18 protein-coding genes are annotated in these 21,830 nt (G+C 65.9%); 7 read left to right on the forward strand and 11 right to left on the reverse strand.

What is annotated here, in order from left to right:
- Positions 1-35: 35 nt before the first annotated feature.
- Together VNN77_09620 and thrC are read right to left on the reverse strand one after the other, a co-directional pair.
- Positions 36-1,298 carry an aminotransferase class I/II-fold pyridoxal phosphate-dependent enzyme gene (locus VNN77_09620; protein ID HXG51648.1) on the reverse strand — a complete coding sequence of 421 codons (1,263 nt, stop codon included), beginning with the start codon at positions 1,296-1,298 and terminating at the stop codon, positions 36-38.
- A complete protein-coding gene (gene thrC / locus VNN77_09625) occupies positions 1,298-2,644 on the reverse strand; it encodes a threonine synthase (GenBank protein HXG51649.1) in 1,347 nt (448 codons plus the stop codon). The genes VNN77_09620 and thrC overlap by 1 nt, the downstream gene beginning before the upstream one ends.
- A gap of 251 nt (positions 2,645-2,895) precedes the next feature.
- On the opposite strand from thrC, the gene VNN77_09630 reads away from it, so the two are divergent.
- A complete protein-coding gene (locus VNN77_09630; protein ID HXG51650.1) occupies positions 2,896-3,837 on the forward strand; it encodes an NAD(P)-dependent oxidoreductase in 942 nt (313 codons plus the stop codon).
- A 209-nt stretch (positions 3,838-4,046) separates the two neighbouring features.
- Here the strand turns inward: VNN77_09630 and VNN77_09635 are convergent, their stop codons facing one another.
- Together VNN77_09635 and uvrC are read right to left on the reverse strand one after the other, a co-directional pair.
- Positions 4,047-6,530: a DNA internalization-related competence protein ComEC/Rec2 gene (locus VNN77_09635; protein ID HXG51651.1), complete on the reverse strand. Its 2,484-nt coding sequence runs from the start codon at positions 6,528-6,530 to the stop codon at positions 4,047-4,049.
- An 8-nt stretch (positions 6,531-6,538) separates the two neighbouring features.
- Positions 6,539-8,383 (reverse strand): excinuclease ABC subunit UvrC, encoded by a 1,845-nt coding sequence (gene uvrC, locus VNN77_09640; GenBank protein ID HXG51652.1) that lies wholly within the window; start codon positions 8,381-8,383, stop codon positions 6,539-6,541.
- 207 nt (positions 8,384-8,590) lie between these two features.
- Between uvrC and VNN77_09645 the strand changes: the two genes are divergently transcribed.
- A complete protein-coding gene (locus tag VNN77_09645) occupies positions 8,591-8,974 on the forward strand; it encodes a hypothetical protein (GenBank protein ID HXG51653.1) in 384 nt (127 codons plus the stop codon).
- On the opposite strand, the gene uvrB is transcribed toward VNN77_09645, so the two are convergent.
- The gene (gene uvrB / locus VNN77_09650; GenBank protein ID HXG51654.1) at positions 8,958-11,012 is read right to left on the reverse strand and encodes an excinuclease ABC subunit UvrB; all 2,055 of its coding nucleotides are present in this window, start codon (positions 11,010-11,012) and stop codon (positions 8,958-8,960) included. The two genes, VNN77_09645 and uvrB, sit on opposite strands and share 17 nt — an antisense overlap.
- Positions 11,013-11,293: 281 nt before the next feature.
- On the opposite strand from uvrB, the gene VNN77_09655 reads away from it, so the two are divergent.
- On the forward strand, positions 11,294-11,674 hold the full coding sequence (locus tag VNN77_09655; protein ID HXG51655.1) for a YkvA family protein: 381 nt from the start codon (positions 11,294-11,296) through the stop codon (positions 11,672-11,674).
- Between the two features lie 19 nt (positions 11,675-11,693).
- Here VNN77_09655 and VNN77_09660 read toward each other — a convergent pair whose 3' ends face one another.
- Together VNN77_09660 and VNN77_09665 are read right to left on the reverse strand one after the other, a co-directional pair.
- Positions 11,694-11,906 (reverse strand): hypothetical protein, encoded by a 213-nt coding sequence (locus tag VNN77_09660; protein ID HXG51656.1) that lies wholly within the window; start codon positions 11,904-11,906, stop codon positions 11,694-11,696.
- 70 nt (positions 11,907-11,976) lie between these two features.
- Entirely contained in the window at positions 11,977-12,912 is a 936-nt protein-coding gene (locus VNN77_09665) for a cupin domain-containing protein (protein HXG51657.1), read from the reverse strand.
- A gap of 467 nt (positions 12,913-13,379) precedes the next feature.
- On the opposite strand from VNN77_09665, the gene VNN77_09670 reads away from it, so the two are divergent.
- Genes VNN77_09670 through VNN77_09680 form a run of 3 tightly spaced genes read left to right on the forward strand, consistent with a single transcriptional unit; the run spans position 13,380 to position 17,395 of the window.
- Positions 13,380-14,498, forward strand: coding sequence for an ABC transporter ATP-binding protein (locus VNN77_09670; protein ID HXG51658.1), 1,119 nt, complete (start codon positions 13,380-13,382; stop codon positions 14,496-14,498).
- Entirely contained in the window at positions 14,491-16,224 is a 1,734-nt protein-coding gene (locus VNN77_09675; protein HXG51659.1) for an iron ABC transporter permease, read from the forward strand. Before VNN77_09670 ends, VNN77_09675 begins: the two co-directional genes overlap by 8 nt.
- Before the next feature lie 40 nt (positions 16,225-16,264).
- A complete protein-coding gene (locus VNN77_09680; GenBank protein HXG51660.1) occupies positions 16,265-17,395 on the forward strand; it encodes an extracellular solute-binding protein in 1,131 nt (376 codons plus the stop codon).
- A 150-nt stretch (positions 17,396-17,545) separates the two neighbouring features.
- On the opposite strand, the gene VNN77_09685 is transcribed toward VNN77_09680, so the two are convergent.
- The 4 genes from VNN77_09685 to VNN77_09700 form a co-directional block, all read right to left on the reverse strand.
- A complete protein-coding gene (locus VNN77_09685; GenBank protein HXG51661.1) occupies positions 17,546-17,833 on the reverse strand; it encodes a hypothetical protein in 288 nt (95 codons plus the stop codon).
- A 218-nt stretch (positions 17,834-18,051) separates the two neighbouring features.
- Complete coding sequence (locus VNN77_09690; GenBank protein ID HXG51662.1) at positions 18,052-19,080, reverse strand: TIGR03617 family F420-dependent LLM class oxidoreductase; 1,029 nt, start codon at positions 19,078-19,080, stop codon at positions 18,052-18,054.
- A 4-nt stretch (positions 19,081-19,084) separates the two neighbouring features.
- Complete coding sequence (locus tag VNN77_09695; protein HXG51663.1) at positions 19,085-19,852, reverse strand: ABC transporter permease; 768 nt, start codon at positions 19,850-19,852, stop codon at positions 19,085-19,087.
- Positions 19,849-20,802: an ABC transporter ATP-binding protein gene (locus VNN77_09700; GenBank protein HXG51664.1), complete on the reverse strand. Its 954-nt coding sequence runs from the start codon at positions 20,800-20,802 to the stop codon at positions 19,849-19,851. Before VNN77_09700 ends, VNN77_09695 begins: the two co-directional genes overlap by 4 nt.
- A gap of 442 nt (positions 20,803-21,244) precedes the next feature.
- On the opposite strand from VNN77_09700, the gene pal reads away from it, so the two are divergent.
- Complete coding sequence (gene pal / locus VNN77_09705; protein ID HXG51665.1) at positions 21,245-21,817, forward strand: peptidoglycan-associated lipoprotein Pal; 573 nt, start codon at positions 21,245-21,247, stop codon at positions 21,815-21,817.
- Positions 21,818-21,830 lie beyond the last annotated feature (13 nt).

Raw genomic sequence — 21,830 nt, forward strand, 5'->3', positions numbered from 1 at the left:
CGGCCACTACGAGCGCCCGGCCGTTTCGAGCCGGCTCAATCGAGCCGCTCGAGCGCGGCGGCCAGATCGCGGATAAGGTCGTCCGCGTCCTCGATCCCGACGGAGTAACGGATGAGGTTGTCCTTGATTCCGACCATCAGGCGCTCTTCGGTGGTGAGCTCGTAGAAGCTCATCAGGGCGGGTTGCTCGATCAGGCTCTCGACGCCTCCCAGGGAAGGGGCGATCTGCGGGATGCGGCATGCGTCGACCACCCGGGAGGTCGCCTCGAGGTCGCCGGCGACCTCGAAAGAGACCACGCCGCCGAAGCCGCGCATCTGCCGCCGCGCGACCTCATGGTGCGGGTGCGAGCGCAGGCCCGCGTAGTGCACCGCGGTCACTTTCGGATGGCCCGCGAGGAACTCCGCGAGGGCCTGGGCGTTGGCGTTCTGCCGCGCCATGCGCAGCGCGAACGTCTTGAGCCCCCGGACCAGCAGGTACGCGGCGAGCGGATCCAGGATCGCACCGGTGACCGCCTGGAGCGAGCGGATCCCGTCCACCAGATCCGCCGCCCCGAGCACCGCGCCTGCGAGCAGGTCGTTGTGGCCGCCGAGATATTTGGTGGCCGAGTGGAGCACGATGTCGATCCCGAACTCCAGCGGGCGCTGATTGAAGGGGGTGGCGAACGTGGCGTCGATCAGGGTCTTCACCCTGTGCCTGCGCCCGATCTCGGCGAAGCGCTCGAGGTCGACGATGCGATTGTAGGGGTTGGTCGGCGACTCGCTGATGAGCACCCGCGTGGTCGGGCGGATGGCCTCCTCCATCGCCTGATAGTCGCCGGCGGGCACCACGGAGACCTCGATCCCGTAGCGGTGCAGGACCTGGGTGAGGAATTGCCGCGTGCGGCGGTACGAGTCGTCGGTGACCACGACGTGCGAACCGTGGGAGAGGACGCCGTACAGGGTCGTGGTGACCGCCGCCATGCCGCTGGAAAAGAGCAGGCAGTCCTCCGCTCCTTCCAGGGCGGCGAGCTTCTGCTCGGCGACGCGCTGCGTCGGGTTCCCGTAGCGGCCGTATTCCTCCCGCTCGATCCGGCGCTGGAAATGGTCGTGCAGCTCGCGCGTATCGGCGAACGTGTAGGTCGCCGTCTGCACGATCGGCGTCGCCAGCGAGTTTCCGAGCTTCGGGCGAGGCTCCCCCCCATGGACCGCGATGGTGCTGAAGCCGAGCTTGCGCAGGTCGGGAAGGGAGCCCGTTCGGGCGCAGCTCCCGCGGGCCGTGTCCCCGGACGAGGTCCTGTTCTTGTCGTTCGGCGATCCCATCAGCCTTCCAGGAGCCGCACGCGCTCCACGTAGCGCGAGATGGCGTCGCCGATCTTCTTCGGGTCGGCGCTCACCTCGACCGGGCGGTTGTGCTGCGTCGGATGGATTCCCGGCAGCGTGCCCATGTGATAGGCGATCTTCTGCTCGGTGAACTTGAGGCCGTGCGCGGTCGAGATCACCACCACCCGCTCGTGCCCGTGGATGACCTTGCGCTCGACCAGCTTGCGCAGCGCCGCCAGAGCCACTCCCGTATGCGGGCAGTTGAACATGCCGGTGCGGTCGGCGCGCGCCGTTTCCTCGGCGAGCTCCTGCTCCGAGGCTTGCTCCACGACCCCGTTGAACCGCTTGAGAATCGCGATCGCCTTGCGAACGCTCACGGGGTTGCCGATCTGGATCGCGCTCGCCAGCGTCTTGCGCGCGGTGATGGGCTCGAAGGTCTCGAAGTTCTTCAGGAACGACAGATAAAAAGGATTGGCGTTCTCCGCCTGAGCCACCCCGATCCGCGGCAGCTTCGAGATCAGCCCCAGGTCGTGCATCATGAGAAAGCCCTTGCCCACCGCGCTCACGTTGCCGAGGTTGCCGCCCGGCAGGATCACCCAGTCCGGGACCTCCCAATCGAACTGCTGCACGATCTCGATGGCGATCGTCTTCTGCCCCTCGATGCGCAGGCTGTTCATCGAGTTGGCGAGATAGATGTGCTTTTGCTTGGTGACCTCCTGGACCGCGGCCATGCAGCCGTCGAAATCGGTGTCGAGCGACAGCACCAGGGCGCCGTTGGCGAGCGGCTGCACGAGCTGCGCGGGCGACACCCGGTCGCGCGGGAGGAAAACCACCGTCGGGATGCCCGCCGCGGCCCCGTACGCCGCCAGCGCGGCCGAGGTATCGCCGGTCGACGCGCAGGCCACCGCGTCGATCGGCTCGCCGTTGGCGATCATCTGCTTGACCACCGAGACGAGGACCGTCATGCCGAGGTCCTTGAACGATCCGGTATGGGAGTTGCCGCACTGCTTGACCCAGAGGTCCTCGAGGTGGAGCTGCCTGCCGTAGCGGTTCGCCCAGTAGAGGTTCGTGTTTCCCTCGAACGTCGAGACGACGTTCTCGTTGTCGATGAAGGGAACCACCCACTCCTTCTTCGCCCACACGCCCGAGCCGTAGGGATACTCGTTCTGCCGCAGCCTGTCGTCGAAAAGCTTCATCCAGGCCGACGCCGCCCGGGTCTTCAGCGCCTCCATGTCGTGGCGCACCTCGAGGAGGTCGCCGCACGACGGGCAGCGGTAGATGACTTCGAGCAGGTTGTACTGCCCCGGGCAGCCCCTGATGCACTGAAACCACGCGTTATAGCTCATTGCACAACACTTTCTCCGGCCGATAGAGAAAGAGCCTCGAGGGTTGCGATCCCCGGCGAAGCGAGAGGGTCCAGCGCCGTCCAGGCCGGCGATCTACGACGGCCCGCTTCGACTTACCGGTCACCCAGACATGGCTGCCATAATACCACCCGGTTTGCAAATTTTTCCACTCCTTCCCGCGGGGCGCCGCTCGACATCCGGGCCGGCTTGCAGTAAGGAAGGGCTGAATCTCGATCCGCCGGAGGAAAGCCATGGCCACGCTGATCACGGGACTGGGACTGGTCGGAGCTTCCTACGCGAAGCTCGCCCGCCAGCGCGGGGAGGAAATCGTTTTTTACGACGTCGCGCCGCGCCGCGATTTTCTGGCCCTGAAGCTGGGCTCGGCCGACGCCGTGCCGGTCGTCCAGCGGGACGTCCGCGATCTCCCGGCGCTTATCGAAGCCATCCAGCGCTACAAGGTCGACAAGGTGATCCACACCGCCGGCCTGATCGGCGGAAAGGTCGCCCAGCCGATCTATACCGGGATGCAGATCAACGTCATGGGGACGATCAATGTCGCCGAGGCCGTGCGCCTTACGGGTGTGAAGCGCCTCGTGCAGATCAGCACGTTCGGCGTCTACGACCGCCGCGGCGGCGAGCCGGCACCGATCGACGAGACTTTTCACCGCGGGCCGGGAGAGGCCTACGGCAATTCGAAGGTGGCCAAGGAGCTGATGGTCGAAGCCTACCAGCGCCTCTACGGCTTCGAGTTGATCGTTCTGCGGCTGGCGAACGTCTACGGCGTCGGCCACTTCGCCGGCGGCTCCGGCGGCGGCGAGATGATTCAAAACATGCTGCGGACGGGAATCAAGGGCGGGACGGCGAGGATTCCGCAGGAGCAGGCGCGCGACTTCGAATACATCTACGAGAAGGACCTTGGCCGCGCGCTCGACAGGGCGGCTACGGTGCCGCTGCCGCGGCCGGTCACGCTGAACATCGGCACGGGAGTCGTGGTTCCGTTTCGCGACCTTGCGGCGCTCGCGGAAAGGCTCCTTCCGGGTCTTCGGGTCGAGCTCCTTCTTGGGACGCCGCCGCGTTCGGCCAGGCAGCCCATGTCGATCGCGAGAGCGAAAGAGATCCTCGGCTGGGAGCCCGAGTACGACATCGAGCGCGGCTTTCGCGACTACATCGAAGAGCTGAAGGCCCTGGCTTAGGTCGGCACCAAGCGTGCAGGGGGCGTCCAGCGTCCAAGGTCCGGCGTCTCGCGTTCGCGCCGCGCGGAGCGCGGTAACGGCTTGAACGTTTTGAAAGATCGCCCCATGGACGGTTCCCGGTTTTTGCCCTTCCCGGTCTTGGGTCGTCCTCCGTGGACCTCGAACTCAGAACCCTCCACGAAAGCGACGCCAGAAAGCCGGAAGCGAAATCACAGAATCAGCGTGCCGCGCTTACCGCTCCTGTAGGCGCGGTAGCGAAGCTCCTTGCCCGCCGTCTCCACGATGACGGCGCCGTCCTCGTCCGTTCTCAGAACCTTCGCTCCCACGCGCCGGTAACGTTCCAGCACCTCCTCCCGCGGCAAGCCCTGCGCGTTCCGCGCGCCCACGGAGATCACCGCGATCCTCGGACGCACCGCCGCCACGAACGCCTCGCTGCTGGCGGCGGCGCTGCCGTGGCGCGGCACCTTGAGCACCGCGCTCTCGAGCGGTCGGCCTCTGGACACCAGGACCGCTTCGTCGCGCTGCTGCAGGTCCCCGGCGAAGAGCAGCCGGGCTCTCCCGAACTCCAGCCGGACGGAGACCGACGCGTCGCCCCCTCCCGGAGGCGGGCTGTAAACGACGCAGACACTCACCCGGTCGATCTCGCGGCACGGCCGGCCTTCGCTCAGAGCGACCCGCCGCACCCCCCGCCTTTCGAGCGCCTCTTCGAGATCGTCGAAGCGCGAGGTCCGCCCTCTGGACTGCCCCGACCAGAATTCCTCGGGGTTGAATTCCTCCACGACCGCCCGCATGCCGCCGTAGTGGTCGATCCGCGGATGGCTGACGAGCAGGTAATCGACTTTGAGAATCTTCCGCGCGCGCAGAAACGGGGCGACGATCGCTTCTCCGGTGTCGAAATCGCCGAACGCGCGTCCTCCGGCGTCGACCACCAGCACCCGCGACCCGGGAAATTCCACGACGGCGGCATCCCCCTGCCCGACGTTCAGGTAGGTCACGCGCAGCTCGTTTCGGTGCCAGCGCTCGCGCCACCAGTAGGCTGCGTCGGCGGCGAGCGCCGCGGCCGCCAGGGCCGCGAATACCACGGCGCGCCGGTTCTTCCCCAGGGCCAGAAGGGCCAGGATCAGCGCGTAAAGACCGCAAACCTCCGCCGCATTGGGCGAAGGCACCGCCAGGGTCGCCCCGGGGAGGCCGGCGAAGAAGTTCACCAGCCGCAGCGTCGCCGCGAGAAGGGTCTCCGCGACACCGACCAGCGGCGCCGCCAGCGCCGGAAAGGTCAGGAAGAGAAACCCGATCGACAACCCGAGCGGAACGACGACGAGCCCGACCAGCGGCACGACGATCGGGTTGGCGACAAAACCGGCGATCGAAAGGTGGCCGAAATAGTGCGCGACGAGCGGCCCGGTGCCGAGCGTCGCCAGCAGCGGTACGGCCAGGCGCATTCCCGCGGCGCGCAGCTTCGCGCGCAGCCAGGGCCGCTCCTGCGGCAGCAGCTCCTCCTTCCTTTCCGCCGTCCGACGCTTCTCCAGCCGCCGCATTCCCCAGACGATGAACAGCAGCGCGAGGAAGGAAAGCTGGAAGGAGATATCGGCGATGACCCCCGGCCAGATCAGGCCGCTGAGCAGGGCGGCCAGCGCCAGGCTTGCGAAGACCTCTTCCTCCCGGTCCAGCAGCACCGCCACCTCGTAGACCGCGATCATGAATGCGGAGCGGACCGTCGGGACCATCGCGCCCGCCAGGGCGGTGTAAAAAACCACGCCCAGAAGCGAGAGGGAGCTCGCGACCTTGAGGAGATTCCAGCGCAACAGCAGCGTCGTGCTGGCCGCGCACGCGAGGCGCGCGAGAAAGAAAACCACCAGACCCAGCATCGCCACGTGCAGGCCGGAGATCGACAGGACGTGATTGACCCCCGCGGCCGTAAAGTCGCTTCGCATGCCGCGCGAAATGCCGCCCATGTCCCCGATGACCAGGGCTTTCAGGAGCGCCCCGTTCTCGGGGCTGAAGCGGCGGTCCACCTGGCGGCGGATCTCCCGCCGCAGCTCTTCCACGAAGCCTCGAACCGGCGGCGGCTCGCGCGCGAGGAGCTCGACCGCGGCGTCGTCCTCCAGAAAACCGATGAGGTAGATTTCCCGCCGCGCCAGATAGGTCGCGTAGTCGAATCCGCCCGGATTGCCGCTGTCGCGCGGGAAGGACGGCCGGAGCCGCAGCCGGATGCGGTCGCCCAGGCGCCACTCGCGCCGCGCATGGCGGACGCTCACGAGCACGTCGCCGGTTGTTTCTTCGGCGCCGGTCGGATGCCAGAGACGCTCGCTGCGGAAAAGCCAGCGCTGGCGGTTCGGCAATTTCTCCGGTTCGCGCGCCAGCCACCCTTCGAGATAGAGCTGGGTTTTCTCGTCGGCAAGACGGCGCAGGTGGTGCGCGGGGAGCTCGGGATCGAGCAGCCGCCGGTGCCGGAGATAGCCGATGGAGAAGGCCAGCCCTCCCGCGACCAGCAAGGCGGCCGCCCGCCGGGCGCGCCGGGAAACGAAGAGCGCCAGCGGCACCGCGGCCGGGACCAGGACGAGGCCGCCGGCGACCGTCCAGTAGCAGGCGGCCGCCTGGCCCAGCAGCAAGCCGGCGGTCGCGGCGGCGAGCCAGGCGGAAGGATGATCGATCGCCTCCAGGAGTTTCCGCGTCCCGCTGCCCCCGGCTGCCATGGCGCGGCTCAGGAGGGTTGCTGGAGAACCTCGAGAATCCGCTGCGCCAGCTGCTCGTTGATCGACGGGATCCGGAGCAGATCGTCGACCGAGGCGCTCTGGATCCGCTTGATGCTGCCGAAGGCGCGCAGAAGCGCGCGCTTCCGCGCGCCCCCGATTCCGGGAACGCGGTCGAGCGCCGAGACGAGCGTCTGGCGCGAGCGCAGCTTCTGGTGATACGTGATCGCGAAGCGGTGCGCCTCGTCGCGCACCCGCTGGAGCAGGAACAGGGCGTTGGAGTTGCGCTTGAGGATCACGGGATTGCTCTGCCCGGGAAGAAACACGCGCTCCTCCAGCTTTTCGATCGCGGCGCTGCGCGCGTCCGGCCGCACGCGCATCTTCGCCAGCCCGACCGCGTCGACGTCCTTCACGCCGACCTCCGCCATCGCCGCCAGAGCCATCGCCAGCTGCCCTTTGCCGCCGTCCACCACCACCAGGTCGGGCAGCTCGCCCGCCTCCTTGCCGCGCTCGAAGCGCCGCTTGAGCACTTCCAGCATCATCCCGAAATCGTCTCCACCCGACGACGGGTCGATCGTGCGGATGCGGTAATGGCGGTAGTGCTCCTTGGCCGGCTCCCCGTCGATGAAGGTCACCATCGAGCCCACCGCGTGAGCGCCGTGAATCGTGGAAATGTCAAAGCATTCGATACGTTGCGGATAATGCTTCAAGCGCAGCTTCGCCTGGAGCTCGAGCAGCATCTTCTCTCTCGCCTTCTCCCGGTCGTGCCGCTCGGCGAAGCTCTGCTGCGCGTTCTGGATCGCCATCTCCACAAGCTTTCGCCGGTCCCCTTTTTGCGGCACCGAGATCGAGACCTTCCGGCCCTTGCGCTCCCCGAGATATTCCTCGCGTGCTTCCGCGTCGTCGACACCGACCGGCAGGAGGATCTCGTCCGGTATGAAGCGCTGCCCCTGGTAGAACTGCGTGAGGAGCGCTCCCATGATATCTTCGTCCGGGAAGTCGAGGTCCTCGAGAGAATAAGCCTGGTTGCCGGTGAGCTTCCCCTGGCGCACGAACAGCACCTGAACCTCGATGAAGCCGCCCTCGCGGTACAGCCCGAAGACGTCCTGGTCCGCCCCCCAGTGGGCGACCATCCGCTGCTTCTCCAGCGTCTTCTCGACCGCCTGGATCTGATCGCGAATCCTGGCCGCAGCCTCGAACTCGAGCGCCTCGGCCTTCTCTTCCATTTTCTTTTTCAGCTCGGCCAGCAGCTCGTGCTGCCGCCCTTCGATGAACAGGATCGCCTGCCGCACCTGCTCCCGGTAGGCCTCCGGATCCACCGGCAGAACGCACGGGGCCATGCAGCGCTTGATCTGGTACTGGAGGCACGGCCGCGTGCGGTTCTTGAAGTTGTGATCCGTGCAGTTGCGCAGGAGAAAATGCTTCTCGATGACGTCCACCGTCTCCCTCGCGGCGACGGCGGACGAGAACGGACCGAAATAGCGGTTGCCGTCCTTGACGATCTTGCGCGTCGTGAAAATCCGCGGCCACGGGTGCTGCGTCGTGACCTTGATGCTGAGATAGCTCTTGTCGTCCTTGAGGCGGATGTTGTAGCGCGGCTTGTACTGCTTGATGAGGTTGTTCTCGAGGATGAGCGCTTCCTTGTCGTTCGCCGTGACCAGAGTCTCGACGTCCCGGATGCGCCGGACCAGGAAGCGGATCTGCGAGCGCTCGTCGCCGCTGCCGAAGTAGGTGCGGACGCGGGCGCGCAGGTCCTTGGCCTTGCCGACGTAGATCACTTTCCCCGCCTGGTCGCGCATCAGGTAGACGCCCGGCCGCGACGGCAGACTGGCTATTTTGGCCGCGATATCACGCATGAGAACGACCCTTCAGTCTGGCCCGGGAAGCCTCCCCGCCCGGGGCCCGGCCGTACATCTTTGCTCTCCCGCGCACACTTTTCGCCGGGTCATGCCTGCCTTGCACGAAATTTCGTCGCGAAATTCAAGAGGGAGACTTCCTGCTCCTGGCATGCTTTTTGATCGCATAGACGAAAGCGGCTTCCAGCCCGTACCCCGGAGCACGGCATGTTCAGTATCGATAATTTACTGGAACTGGGTGTCTTCAACCAGCTGATCCCGATCTGGCAGGTGTTTTTTTTCATCGCGAGCCTGCTCCCGTTCCTGCTCTGGAACCGGGTGAAGATCTGTCTCCTGATCACCTACCTCTTTACCTATTACCTCGGGTTCATGGTGCAATGGGGCGACTATATCGCCACCACCGGCTCCATGCAGCCCTTCGTTCTCTACTCGCTGAGCGGTCTGGCGATCGCGGTCTTCTTCGTCGCCACGATCTTCACGGAAGAGCCCGAAAAGACCCGAGTCCGATGGATCCGCTTCGGGCGGGCCGACCGCTCCGAGCCGACGGCCGACCCCGTGGAAAACGCGGTCGACGTCACCGAAAGCCGCTGAGCGGCGCCTCTGCCTGTTCCGCCTCGCCCGTCAACGGCGCGCTGCGCACCGACAGCTCCAGCTTTTCCAGCTCCCGGATCCGATCGCGCAGCTCCGCGGCTTTCTCGAACTCGAGAGCGCGCGCCGCCTGCTGCATCGCCTTTCTGAGCTGCTTGAGCTGCCCGGCGATCTCTCCGGGCGTATAGGGCGCAACCGGCTCGGCAGCGACAGGAACCTCGACGTAGTCCGCCTCGTAGATCTTGACCAGCGGCGAGCCCAGCGACTTGATGACGGTTTGCGGGGTGATGCCGTGCTTCCGGTTGAAAGCGGCCTGCACGCGCCGGCGGCGGTTGGTCTCGTCGATCGCGCGCTTCATCGATTCGGTCACTGTGTCGGCATACAGGATCACGGTTCCATTGACGTTGCGCGCGGCGCGGCCGATCGTCTGGATCAGCGACCGGTCGGAACGCAGGAAGCCTTCCTTGTCCGCGTCCAGCACCGCCACGAGGGAAACCTCCGGCAGGTCCAGCCCTTCCCTCAGGAGGTTGATCCCCACGAGGACGTCGAACTGCCCCAGGCGCAGCTGCCGGATGATCTCCACCCGCTCGATCGTCTCGATGTCCGAATGGAGATAGCGGACGCGGACGTTCAGCTCCTGATAGTAGTCGGTCAGGTCCTCCGCCATCCGCTTCGTGAGCGTGGTGACCAGGACCCGCTCGTTGCGCTCCACCCGCTTGCGGATCTCGTCGAGCAGGTCGTCCACCTGCGAGCGCGCCGGGCGGACCACCACCTCGGGGTCGGTCAGTCCGGTGGGCCGGATCAGCTGCTCGACCACGGCTCCGCCGCTCTTTTCCAGCTCGTACGGTCCGGGCGTCGCCGAAACGTAGATGGCCTGGTTCACGCAGGCTTCGAACTCCTCGAAATTCAGCGGCCGGTTGTCGAGCGCCGAAGGAAGGCGAAAGCCGTACTCCACCAGCGTTTCCTTGCGCGACCGGTCGCCCCGGTACATGCCGCCGATCTGCGGCACGGTGACGTGGCTTTCGTCGATGAACAGCAGAAAGTCGGGAGGGAAATAGTTCAGCAGCGTCGGCGGCGGCTCGCCGGGCCGGCGCCCGGTGAGATGGCGCGAGTAGTTCTCGATGCCGGGGCAGAAACCCATCTCCTCGAGCAGCTCGAGGTCGTAGAGCGTGCGCTGCTCCAGCCGCTGCGCTTCCAGCAGCTTGCCTTCGCCGCGGAGCTCCGCCAGCCGCTCGCGCAGCTCCGCGCGGATTCCGGCGATCGCCTCCTTCATCCGCTCGGCGGTGGTGACGTAGTGGCTCGCCGGATAGATCGCCGCCTTGTCGACGCGTCGCTGGACCCTGCCGCGGATCGGATCGATCTCGTAGATCGCCTCGATCATGTCGTCGAAAAATTCGATGCGCAGCGCCGAGACGTCCTCGTAGGCCGGGAAGATCTCGACCACGTCGCCGCGCGCCCGGAAGGTTCCCCGGTGAAAGTCGGCGTCGTTCCGCTGGTACTGGATGTCGACGAGCTTTCGCAGAACGGCGTCCCGCTCGATCCGGTTGCCCTCCTCCAGGTAGACCATCAGGTCGAAGTAGGCCTCCGGCGAGCCCAGGCCGTAGATGCAGGAGACGCTCGCCACGATGACGGTGTCCCGGCGCTCGAGCAGCGCTTTGGTGGCGGAATGGCGCAGCTTGTCGATCTCGTCGTTGATCGACGCGTCCTTCTCGATGTAGGTGTCGGTCGACGGGACGTACGCTTCCGGCTGGTAGTAATCGTAGTAGCTGACGAAGTACCGGACCGCGTTCTCGGGGAACAGCTCGCGGAACTCGTTGTAGAGCTGCGCCGCCAGGGTTTTGTTCGGCGCCAGCACGAGGGTGGGCCGGTTCGCCGCGGCGATCACGTTCGCCATCGTGAACGTCTTTCCGGACCCCGTCACGCCGAGCAGCACCTGGTGCCGCTTCCCGCGCCGGAGCCCTTCGACCAGCTTTGCGATGGCGGCGGGCTGATCGCCTTGAGGCTTGAACTGCGAGACAAGCCGAAAGGGCCGCGCCTCCATATTCCGGGACATCAAATAAAATTACCATCGCTTGGCGGCGGTTAAAAGAAGGACCGGAGACCGGGCCCGGAGACCGGAAAACGGTCGTTCAGGCCGTCCAACGGCTGCGCTCCGTTCAGGCCGTGCTGCGGTTTGCGGCACGAGCCGCGAGGCGGCACGAAAAGTGCCCGGAAACCCGGAGCTGGAAACCGAATGCGCGGAGCGCGGCGAGAAAACGCTGGACGTCGGGTCCGGGCGCAGGATGCGTTGCGTTGCTCCGACCGGCGTGGGAGGATCTGGCGATGCGATTCCTCGAGAGGCTCCGGACCGCGGCGCGCGGGCTTCGGCGCGAGACCACGGCGCTCTATTTCGTCGCGCGGGATCCCCGCGTGCCGTGGCACGCCCGGATTTTCATCCTTTGTGTCGTCGGTTACGCGCTGAGCCCGCTCGACCTGATTCCCGACACGATCCCGATTCTGGGCTACCTGGACGACCTGATCCTGGTGCCCCTGGGAGTCTACGTTGCCCTGAAGATGGTGCCCGAGGCGGTGCTTCGGGAATGCCGCGAACGGGCGCTCGCGGGGCCGGCACCCGCTCCCAGCCGGCTGGCCGCCGCCGTCGTCGTGTTGCTCTGGATTGCCGCCGCGGCCGCGGTGGTGGGCTACTTCCTGTCGCTCCCCTGACCCCGCCCGAGCCGGGCCGTCATTTCACCGCCCACTTCTCGGCGCGAACGGTCACCAGCCTTCCCGGCTGGTTGAGCATGATCCTGGCGGCCGCCGCGGAAATCGGTTTTCCGAAAAGGCAGTAGCGCCGCCCCCCTTCCTCCTGCCCGTTCGCCCAGGCCGCGAACTCGTCCGGGGACGGCATGTGGCCCAGGTCGGCCGCGCAGCGGCGAACGATGAAGCCGAGCATCATCTTGGTAGCGCTTTTCTTGTTCGAAGGCCATCCAAACACGGCGTGACACCCGGCGCCTGCGCATCCGCTCCTAATCGATCATGTGCGTCGTCGCCCGCAGGTGCTTGTCGACCGTAGTATAGCCCTTCCACTGGTCGACGAGCCAGTAGCGGATGCCGAACTCGAAGCGCAGCTCCTTCATCTCGCGGTCGTAGGGATTGAAATGCTGGTGGTGCATCATTCCCGGGGGGACGTGAACCGCATCGCCCTGGTTCCAGTCGTAGCGCTTGCCGCCGATCTCCGAGTAGCCGTCGCCTTCGAGGGCGTAGAGGTACGCTTCGGGGTGGGCGTGGCTGTGGCTCTTCGTGTGCGGGAGGTCGACGAAGATCGAGCTGATCGCGACGCCGGTGGCTTTGAACCCGTTCTGCTTCCCGCTGCGGCCCATGAGGAAATAGGTGGCGCCGTGCTTGGACTCGTCCGATTTCTCCTGCTGGTGCTGGTGCATCGAAATCCGCCGGCCGTCCTCGGGCCAGTACTGGGACTCCTCCGGGGGAAACTGGGCCAGGAGCTTCGGATCGTTCTCGCCGCACGGCTCGAGCTGCTCCATCTTTCCCATGTAGACGCTGGCTTCCAGGTGCCAGGCCAGGCCCGAGAGATAGCCGACGGGGGTCTTTCCGGTGTTGAACAGCTGGTGCACGGAGCGGTAGGGAACGTGGAAGATGGTCCCGGGAAAGAAATCGTAGCGCTTCCCGTCGAGGATCATGAATCCTTCCCCGCTCTCGATGTAAATCGCCTCTTCGCCGTGCAGGTGCTTGCCGGTGTGCCAGCCTGCGGGGATCTCGGCCCGCATGAGGCAGCTCCCCCCGGTGGGAAAGCCCGTCTCCGGGGCGATCATGAGCGCTGCCCGGTAGTCCTGCACGGTCCGCACCCACTTCAGATCCTTCGCCCGGGCGACCCGCGGCGCCTCGTTCACGGTTGCTTCTATTTTCTTCGATCGCTCGAGCCACTCGCTGTAGAAATCGGCCATCGTTCCTCCCTCCGCTTCGCGGCAGTTCAAGGGTTTACGGCAGTTCAAGGGTTCAAGAGTTCAAGAGTTCAAGGGTTCAAGGAAAGAAGTCGCCGTGCTCCCGACCTCGCATCGAAATTTCCCGTCCCCGATTTGCAAGACTCCATGCTGCTCACCGGTGACCGGCGGAAAAACCGGAAACCGGAACTCTTACCTTGGTAACGAACAGGGCCGCTGTTTGTCAAATCCGCGGCTTCCCCCCTCTCCAAGTGCCCGGCGGGCTGCACAATCCTCGATCAGCCGCTGACCATGAAATCATCACGCCGCGCGGCCGCGGCGGCGGAGGGGCCGAAAAGCCGGTGAAACAGCGAGACGGAACGCTGGCATCGAAATCGCTTTGCGCGCCGGGAGCGATCTCGGCCGGCCGCGCGCCCGGCGGACCGGATTCGCTTTCGCCCGGGGTTTTATGCTAATAACCAATCGAACGTATGGCGATCCTTAAGGTCCAAGGGCTGGTCAAGACGTACCGGGACGTCCGGGCCCTGGACAACGTCAGCTTCGAGTTCGAGTCGGGGATTCTTTCCTTTCTCGGGCCCTCAGGTTGCGGGAAAACCACGCTGCTGCGGTCGATCGCGGGCCTGGAGGTCCCGGAAGCCGGCTCGATCTCGATCGCCGGCAAGGTTCAGACGTCGATCGAGCAAGGCATCCTGGTTCCGCCCTACTCGCGCGCGATCGGCTTTGTCTTCCAGAACTATGCCCTCTGGCCCCACATGACCGTCTATCGCAACGTCACCTTCGGACTCAAGCTGCGCAAGCTTCCCGAGGAGGAGATCCGGCGGCGCGCGCTTTCGGCCCTCGAGCTGGTCGGGCTCAAGGGAAAGGAGGAGCGTTATCCATCGCAGCTGAGCGGCGGCCAGCAGCAGCGGGTCGCGCTCGCCCGCAGCCTGGCGCTCGAGCCCCGCCTGATCCTGCTCGACGAGCCCCTGAGCAACCTGGACGCGAAGCTGCGCGAAGAGATGCGCGGGGAGCTGCGCAAGCTGATCAAGAAGGTCGGGATCAGCGCCCTCTACGTCACCCACGACCAGGAAGAGGCCTTCACCATCTCGGACGCGGTGATCGTCATGGAATCCGGCAGAATCCTGCAGTACGCCGCCCCCGACGAAATCTACAACCACCCCGCCCATCCCTTCGTGGCGTCGTTCATCGGTCACTCGGCGCTCCTCGACGGCAGGGTGGTCCGGGTGGAAGGCGAACGCTGGTTTGTCAACGTGCCGGACTTCGACAAGGTCCTGGTGTGCTCGGGGACCGGCAGCGTGCCGGCTGGCGCCGCGTGCAAGGTGGTGATCCGCACCAGCGAGATCCGCCTGAGCAACGAGCGGTTCCCGGACGGGACCGACAATGTCCTCGAGGGACAGATGCTCAGCCGCCAGTTCCGCGGCGGCCTGACCGACCATTTCATCCAGGTGGGGCGGCGCGAACTGGTGGTGACCTCGCACCGCCACTGTCCGATGGTGCGGCTCAACGGCCAGTCCGGAAAGACCTACCTCTCCATCGATCGCTCCGCGATCAGCGTCATCACGGAGCCGGCGGGCCCGGCCGATGGATAGCGCGACTCTGGCCGGACACCGGGCGAGCAGCGGCTGGAGCTCGCTGAAGATCGCCTACCGGCAGGGCACCGTGATTCCGCTGCTCGCCAGCGTCGTGGCGGGCGGTGCGATCGTCACGCCGATCGTCATCGTGCTCCTGCGCAGCCTGACCACCGGCAGGCTGGGAGCGGCGACCGGGTTCACCTTCGAGAACTACCTGCGCGTCTTCGCCGACCGCGACATTCTCGCGATGCTCAACAACTCGATCCTCTACGCGGCGGGATCCGCCGGCCTCGGCACCGGCCTCGGCGCCCTCCTTGCATGGATCGTCGCGCGCACGAACACTCCCGGCAAGGCCCTGGTGGAGCTGATGCCCCTCTATCCGATTCTGATGCCGCCGATCATGAAGAACATCGCGTGGATCCTCCTGCTCGCGCCCAAGTCGGGAATCCTCAACAACATGCTCCAGCAGGTTTTCGGCATCCAGGAGCAGGTCTTCAACGCGTTCAGCATGGCCGGCATGATCTGGGTTTTCGGCCTCGCCTGCGTGCCGCTGGGATACCTCTTCCTCCTGCCGGTCTTCCTCTCGTTCGACCCCTCGCTGGAGGAAAGCGCCTACATCGCCGGGAGCAAGCCGGTTCACACCATGCTCCACATCACGTTTCCGCTCGCGGTCCCGGCCTTCCTCTCGGCTTTCATCCTGAACTTCCTGCGCGGCCTGCGCTCTTTCGAGACGCCGGTGCTCCAGGGAACGCCCGCGGGCATCAAGGTTTTCGTCAGCCGCGTGTACGACTCCATGGCGCTCGAGTTCAACACGGGACTGGCGACCTCGTACAGCACCGTGCTGGTGGTGCTGTCGGTCCTTACGCTGTTGTTCTACGTTCGCGCCACCCGCTTTTCCGAGCGTTACGCCACGATCACCGGCAAAGGCTACCGGGTCAAGGTCATCGACATCGGTCCCTGGAAGTACGTGACGTTTCTCGCCGTGTTCCTCTACTTCATGGCGGGAATCGCGATTCCGTTCGCCGTCCTGATCATCGTATCGCTGATTCCCTACTTCGACTACGAGACCTTCATGAGCTTTCCCACCAGGATGGTGCTCACGAACTACTACACGGTCATGCGGCATCCGAGCTTCGTCACCGGCCTTTACAATTCCCTGGTGCTCTCGGTCACCATCGCCGTGGTCACCGTCCTGGCCGGCATCGTCATGGCGTTCACGATCTACCGGACGCGGGCGTACGGCACGAAGGTCTTCGAGTTCATCGGCACGCTTCCCCTGGCCTTCCCTCCGCTGGTCCTCTCCGTCGGGCTGGTGATCATCTTCCTCGGAACGCCGCTTTACAACAGCCTCTGGGCGCTGGGGCTGGGACTGTTCGTGGCCTATTTTCCGTACGCGTTCCGCAACGCGTCCGGCTCGATCGTGAACATCCACAAGGAGCTGGACGAGGCCGCCTGGGTGCACGGCGCCAAATGGCGCCACGTCTTCTTCAGCATCACGCTGCCGATCCTGAAGCCTTCGGTGGGCGGGGCGCTCTTTTACATTTTCGTCGAGGCGATCCGCAACGTCGACGTCGCGGTCCTGCTCACCTCGCCGGGCAACGAGTACGGTCCGGTGACCCTTTTCGAGTACTTTCGCGTCGGGCAGTGGGCCGAGGCGGCCGCCGGAGGCGTGATCTACCTGATCATCCTGATCGTCGCGGTCTCTTTCGCCAAGTTCGCGTTCAAAATGAAGTTCAGCCTGTGACCCGCCGTCCAATAGAAGAGATTCTCAAAAGGAGGACCCTATGTTCAGGAAAACAGCATCGGTTCTGCCCGCGGTTCTGATTTGGTCGCTTGCGCCGGCGCCGTCCGGGCTCGCGGCGGAAAAGGCGCCCGGCAAAGCACCGCCCAAGGCGCGGCGCGTGGAGCAGCAGGTCGGGAGCGCGGCCGCCACCGCCAAGGCGGCGAAGGCCTTCGAGCAGGTCAGCAAAGAGCTCTATCCGAAGGCGAAGCAGGAAGGCGCCCTGATCGTCTATTCCGTGTGGGACGTCGAGCACATTCGCGCCGTCACCGACGCTTTCGCCAGGCGCTATCCCGGCATCAAGCCCACCTACTGGCAGGCGCGCAATCCGGAAATCGTCACCCGGGTCCTCACCGAGTTCCAGGGGGGCCAGCCGAGTGTCGACGTCGTCCTCTCGGACAACGCGCCGCCGGTGCTGCGCGCGGCGGGCGCCATGGCGGAGTACGAGACCGTACAGAAGGACGTGCTCTACCTCCACGACCCGACGCTCCCCACCGTGAGCCTGCAGGTCCAGGCGCTCGCCTACAACACCAAGAAGCTCAAGTCGGCCGATCTGCCCAAGAGCTGGGAGGACGTGGCCAACCCCAAGTACAAGGGCATGGTTGCGCTCGACGATCCGATGCGCGCCGGCCCCCTGAGCTCGATGCTCGCCGCCCTCAACGGCCAGTGGAAGGATCAGGCGCGCTTCCAGAAATTCGTCCGCGGCTTGAAGGCCCTCGGCGTCCCGGTGCACAAGAGCACGAGCGCCATGTTCCGCCTGACGGTCTCGGGCGAGTACGCGATTTGCATGCCGGCGCTGTTGCACGACGTCATCCACGACATGGAAAAGGGGACGCCCATCGACTACGTTCGAAGCGTGCCCCCCGTGGTTTTTCCGCGCCAGGCGGGAATCTATGTCAAGGCGCCCCACCCCAACGCGGCCAAGCTGTTCGCCGAGTGGCTGATTTCCGAGGAAGGCCAGAAGACCATCGATTCGGTGGGCCGCGAAACGGCGCGCAACGACTTCAAGTCGAAGACCTCGATCGAGACCGCTTTCCCGAAAGGGACCAAGCCGCTTCCGGTCACGGACCGTTCCTTCCTGGAAGACCCGAAGAAATGGCTCGACACCCACGTCAAGCCGATCTGGGAAGGATAGCTCGAGTTTTTCTTCTGGAAACGGCGGGGAGCATCGGGGGCTCTCCGCCGTTCAAGCTGCAGACCCGGAACCCCGACCGGTTCCCGGTCAGGCGCCAATTCATCGCCTGGGCGGCGGATCGGGCCGCCTCGGGAACAGGGGCAAGCGTTTCTACGCCCTGGGCCAGTTCTCCCTGCCGCACCTTCGGGTGCACCTTTTCCAGGCCGGCCACAGAGAGCAGCTCTTCACGCGCCGTAGCGGCCGCCACCAGGCGCCGGTCAACGCCGCGAGCGAAGCGTAAACCTCGGCTTCGGCCAGGTTGCCCGTGTCGGGACACTTGACGATCCTGGCGCCGCGAAAGCGCCAGTAACGTTCCCGTATACGGGGGAAAAGGATCCAGCACGCCCCACCGCCGGCAACGGCCGCCAGCGCGAGGAAAAAGGGCAGAGAAATCGTCATGCTACCCATCTCCCTCGGGGTCCCGGCGCAAACGCCGTGCCAGGAGAAAAGGCGGCGCTTCCAAGCCCTTCTGACCGGAAAAGAGCGATACCGACTGGCGGCGGTGCGAAAGGACGCCAAGCGATTCGCAATTTTGAGTACGCAGGTTACCATCCCGCCGATAAACCTGTCGGCCGCGGAGGGCTGCCGTCGCGTCCCCCCTCAATCACAAACCCGGCTCATTCAGACACTTTTGCGCGAAAACCCGCGACGGCGGCCTTCCAGCCGGGATCGTTTTCCCCCGGCACGAACGGAAAATAGTAGCTCACGCGATCCAGCAGCCCGTCGTACCTGCGCCGGACCATCGCCGGAAGCTCTGCCCAGCTGCCCCGAAGCGCGAAGGTCTCCAGCATCTCGTCGGTGATCAATCCGCCCATTTCCTTCCAGTCGCCGCGCGCAGCCATTCGCCGAAGCCGGTCGGCGGTCTCGCCCCAGCCGTGCAGGGCGAGAACCGGCCGATAGACGGGCGTGCTGGCGTAAAAGGCGATCTGCCTTCGCACCTCGGCCTCGTGGCGCGATGCCTCCGCGGGGTCGTCGTCGGGAATGACGAAGATGCTGCTGCAAATCTCGATCGAGCTCCGCTCCCGCCCGCTCCGGGCGAGGCCGGTGCGGATGTTGGGGAGCACCGCTTCCCGCAGGTAGCGCGCCGAGCTGAGCGGGTGAGCGTGAAACCCGTCGCACAGCTCACCCGCGAGCTCGCACATCCGCCGGTTCACGCCGGCGAGGTAGATCGGAATGCGCGCGTAGTCGTGCGGCGGCGGGCTGAAAAACGGCGTCATCAGATCGAGCTTGAAGAACTCTCCGCGGTAATCGAGCCGCGTGCGGTTCCGCCAGCAGTCCCAGATCGCCCGCAGGGCGCCGATCACGTCGCGCATCTTGTCGACGGGCCGCTCCCATTTGACGCCGAAGCGCCGCTCGTTGTGCCCTTTGACCTGGGTCCCGAGCCCCAGGATGAAGCGCCCCCGGGAGAAGCGCGCGAGATCCCAGGCGACGTAGGCGAGCACCGTCGGGCTGCGCGAGAAGGCTACCGCGATGCTCGTGCCGAGCGTGAGCCGCCGGCTGTGCTCCGCCGCCAGCACCAGCGGCAGGAAGGCGTCGTGCGCGGTCTCGAACGTCCACAGGCCGTCGAAGCCGAGCGCCTCGGCGGCCCTCGCTATCGCCGGCATAGCGCTCAGGTCGTGAACCAGCAGGCCCGTATCGAACTTCATCGGATCAATTGGTGAGCCGCGCCCGCGTCCAGCGCCTCGCCCACGCGAGCAGCGCCGCCGAAAGCGCCGCGCAGTAGGCGAGGTCCCACCACAGAATCGCCGGAGCTTCGCCCTGGAAGGCGAGCCGGGCCAGGCGCACCGGATGCAGGAGCGGCAAAGCTTCGGCGACCCACAGCCAGGCTCCGCTCAACCGCTCGTTCAGCGGAAAGAAGACGTCGGAAAAGAGAAACAGCGGCGTCAGGAACAGCGTGAAATAGAAGCTGAAGAAGTCGATGTTGGGAATGCGCAGCGAAAAAACGATCCCGATCGCCGAGAACAACAGCCCCGTCAGAGGAATGACCGGAATCGCCCAGAGCGATCTCGGCAGCGGCGCCAGGCCGAAGAACAGCAGGACGAGATAGAAGCAGCCGCCGTAGATGCAGGCCCGGGTGACGGCCCACAGCACTTCGCCCGCGAGCACGTCGTCCGGCTCGATGGGAGCGGTCAGCATCGCGTCGTACGCCTTCTCGAACGTGAGCCGGACATAAATGTTGTAGGTGACCTCGAAGCTGGCTCCGTTCATGGCGGCGACGCAGACCAGACCGGGTGCGAGAAACGCGACGTAGGACGTGCCCCCCATCTCGGAGACGTAGGCTCCGAGCCCGACGCCGATCGAAAACAGATAGAACACCGGCTCGAAGAAATTGGGCAGGATGTTCCAGGTCCACGTGCGGCGGTACATCGCCGCGTTGCGGCGCCACACCGCCAGCGCGTACGGCAACGACACGCTCACGCGCCCCCCTCCAGGCTGGTGCCCGTGAGCGCCAGAAAGACGTCCTCGAGATTCGTCGGCCGGACGATGACCGGCCGCCGGTCGCCCCGATCGTAGCGGCGGATGCGCTCGATCAGAAGAGCGGCGTCCTCAACGTAGAGCATGAGCCGGTTCCCGGCTCTCAGCCGCCGCGCGGAGCCCTCCAGCCCGTCGAGCAGGACCGACTCCTCCGCCCGGCTGCACTCGAACTCTACGGCTTCGGGAGCGAGGCGGCTCGCGATCAGATCGGCCGGCGCTCCCTCGCCGATCACTCTGCCTCCGGCGATGATGGCGACCGAATCGCACAGCCGCTGGGCCTCGTCCATGTAGTGCGTGGTCAGGAGCACGGTCGTGCCCGCGGCCCGAAGCTCGCGGATCCGCGACCACAGGGCGAGGCGGACCGCCGGATCCAGCCCGGTCGTCGGCTCGTCGAGAATCAGGAGCTCCGGGCGGTTCATGAGGGACATCGCGATCGCGAGCCGGCGCTGGAACCCGCCCGAGAGATGGCGCACGGGAGTGTCGGCATGCGATCCCAGCTCCAGAAACTCGATCAGCTCTTCGGCCCGCCGGGACAGCTCCGGCTCCGCGAGCAGGTGGTAGCGTCCGAACACGCGCAGGTTCTCTCGAGGCGAGAGCGCTTCGAGCAACACGTTTTGTTGCAGCGTCACGCCCAGGCGGCGGCGCACGCGGCGCGGCTCGCGGCCGATGTCCATGCCGAAGACGCGGATCGTGCCGCGCGTCGCGCGCGTCACGCCGTAGATCATCCGCAACGTGGTCGTTTTCCCCGCGCCGTTCGGCCCCAACAGGCCGAAACACGTTCGCGCGGGCACCTCCAGGCTGAGATTGTCGACGGCCACTCGCGCGCCGAAGCTCTTGCAGACGCCGGCCGCCACGACGACAGGCGCCCGTGCTTCACTCCGGGCTTCGTTCAAAATGCAACCTCCGTTTCGCGCGTGCTCGCCGTCGGCGAAACCCGCCGCCGCATTGCGAGCGAGGCCGCGCGTAGCCGGGCATCGTATCGCGGCCAAAAAGTCGCTTCGCTCCCGCTCGAACCGTTCAATCGCTTCGCTCCGTTCAAGCCGTTGCCGCGCAGAGCGCGGCAGAAACGGAAGTCTCCGGACCTCGGACCCGGGACGCCGAGCGGCCAGATGCGCGAGATCTTGCAATCCGCGATTTGCAAAACTTTTGAACGCCCGCCGCTTCCCGCCGGCTGCCACGGAAATCCGCGGAAACCGGAACCCGGGAACTATCATATGAATTTGACGTATCGCAGCCGGCGCTGCAAGGAGGACTTCGTTTGACGCCGTTTCACCCGATGGTACACAATACGCGCGTTTGCAAGCGGGCGATGACTCGCGCGCTGGAGGGCAAGGAATGAGCGGACGATTACGCCACTGGATCGGCGCAGGATCGCTGTTCGCACTGATCGGGTGCGGCGGAGGTGTGGTATCCGGCCCCAGAATCCCCTGGCCCGCCTGGACGACGGAAAATCCAAGCGTGACGCGGGCGCGAGGCGCGCCGGCAGAGACCGCCGCCGGGGGCGGTCCGTCGAGCCTCGACGCCCTGCAGCGCGGCGCGCCGCCGTCGACGCCGCCGTCGAGCCCGCTGCAGGAGATCTACTTCGATTTCGACAGCGCCGCGTTGCGGGCCGACGCGGTGGAAACGCTCCAAAACAACGCGCGATGGCTGAAGGACAACCCCGCGGCGCGCGTCGAGGTCGAAGGCCATTGCGACGACCGCGGCACCAACGAATACAACATCGCCCTCGGGGCCCGGCGCGCGCGCTCGGCGCGAGATTATCTCGCGCGCCTCGGGGTTGCCGGCGAGCGCATGACGACCATCAGCTTCGGCGAGGAGGTGCCGGTCTGCGTCGAAAAGACCGAAGACTGCCGCCAGCGGAACCGGCGCGTTCGCTTCATCCTGGTTCCGGCGCGCCCCGGGTCATGACCCCGCGAGCGTG

The sequence above is a fragment of the Candidatus Zixiibacteriota bacterium genome, from assembly GCA_035574315.1.
Lineage (GTDB): Bacteria > Desulfobacterota > Binatia > UBA9968 > UBA9968 > DATLYW01.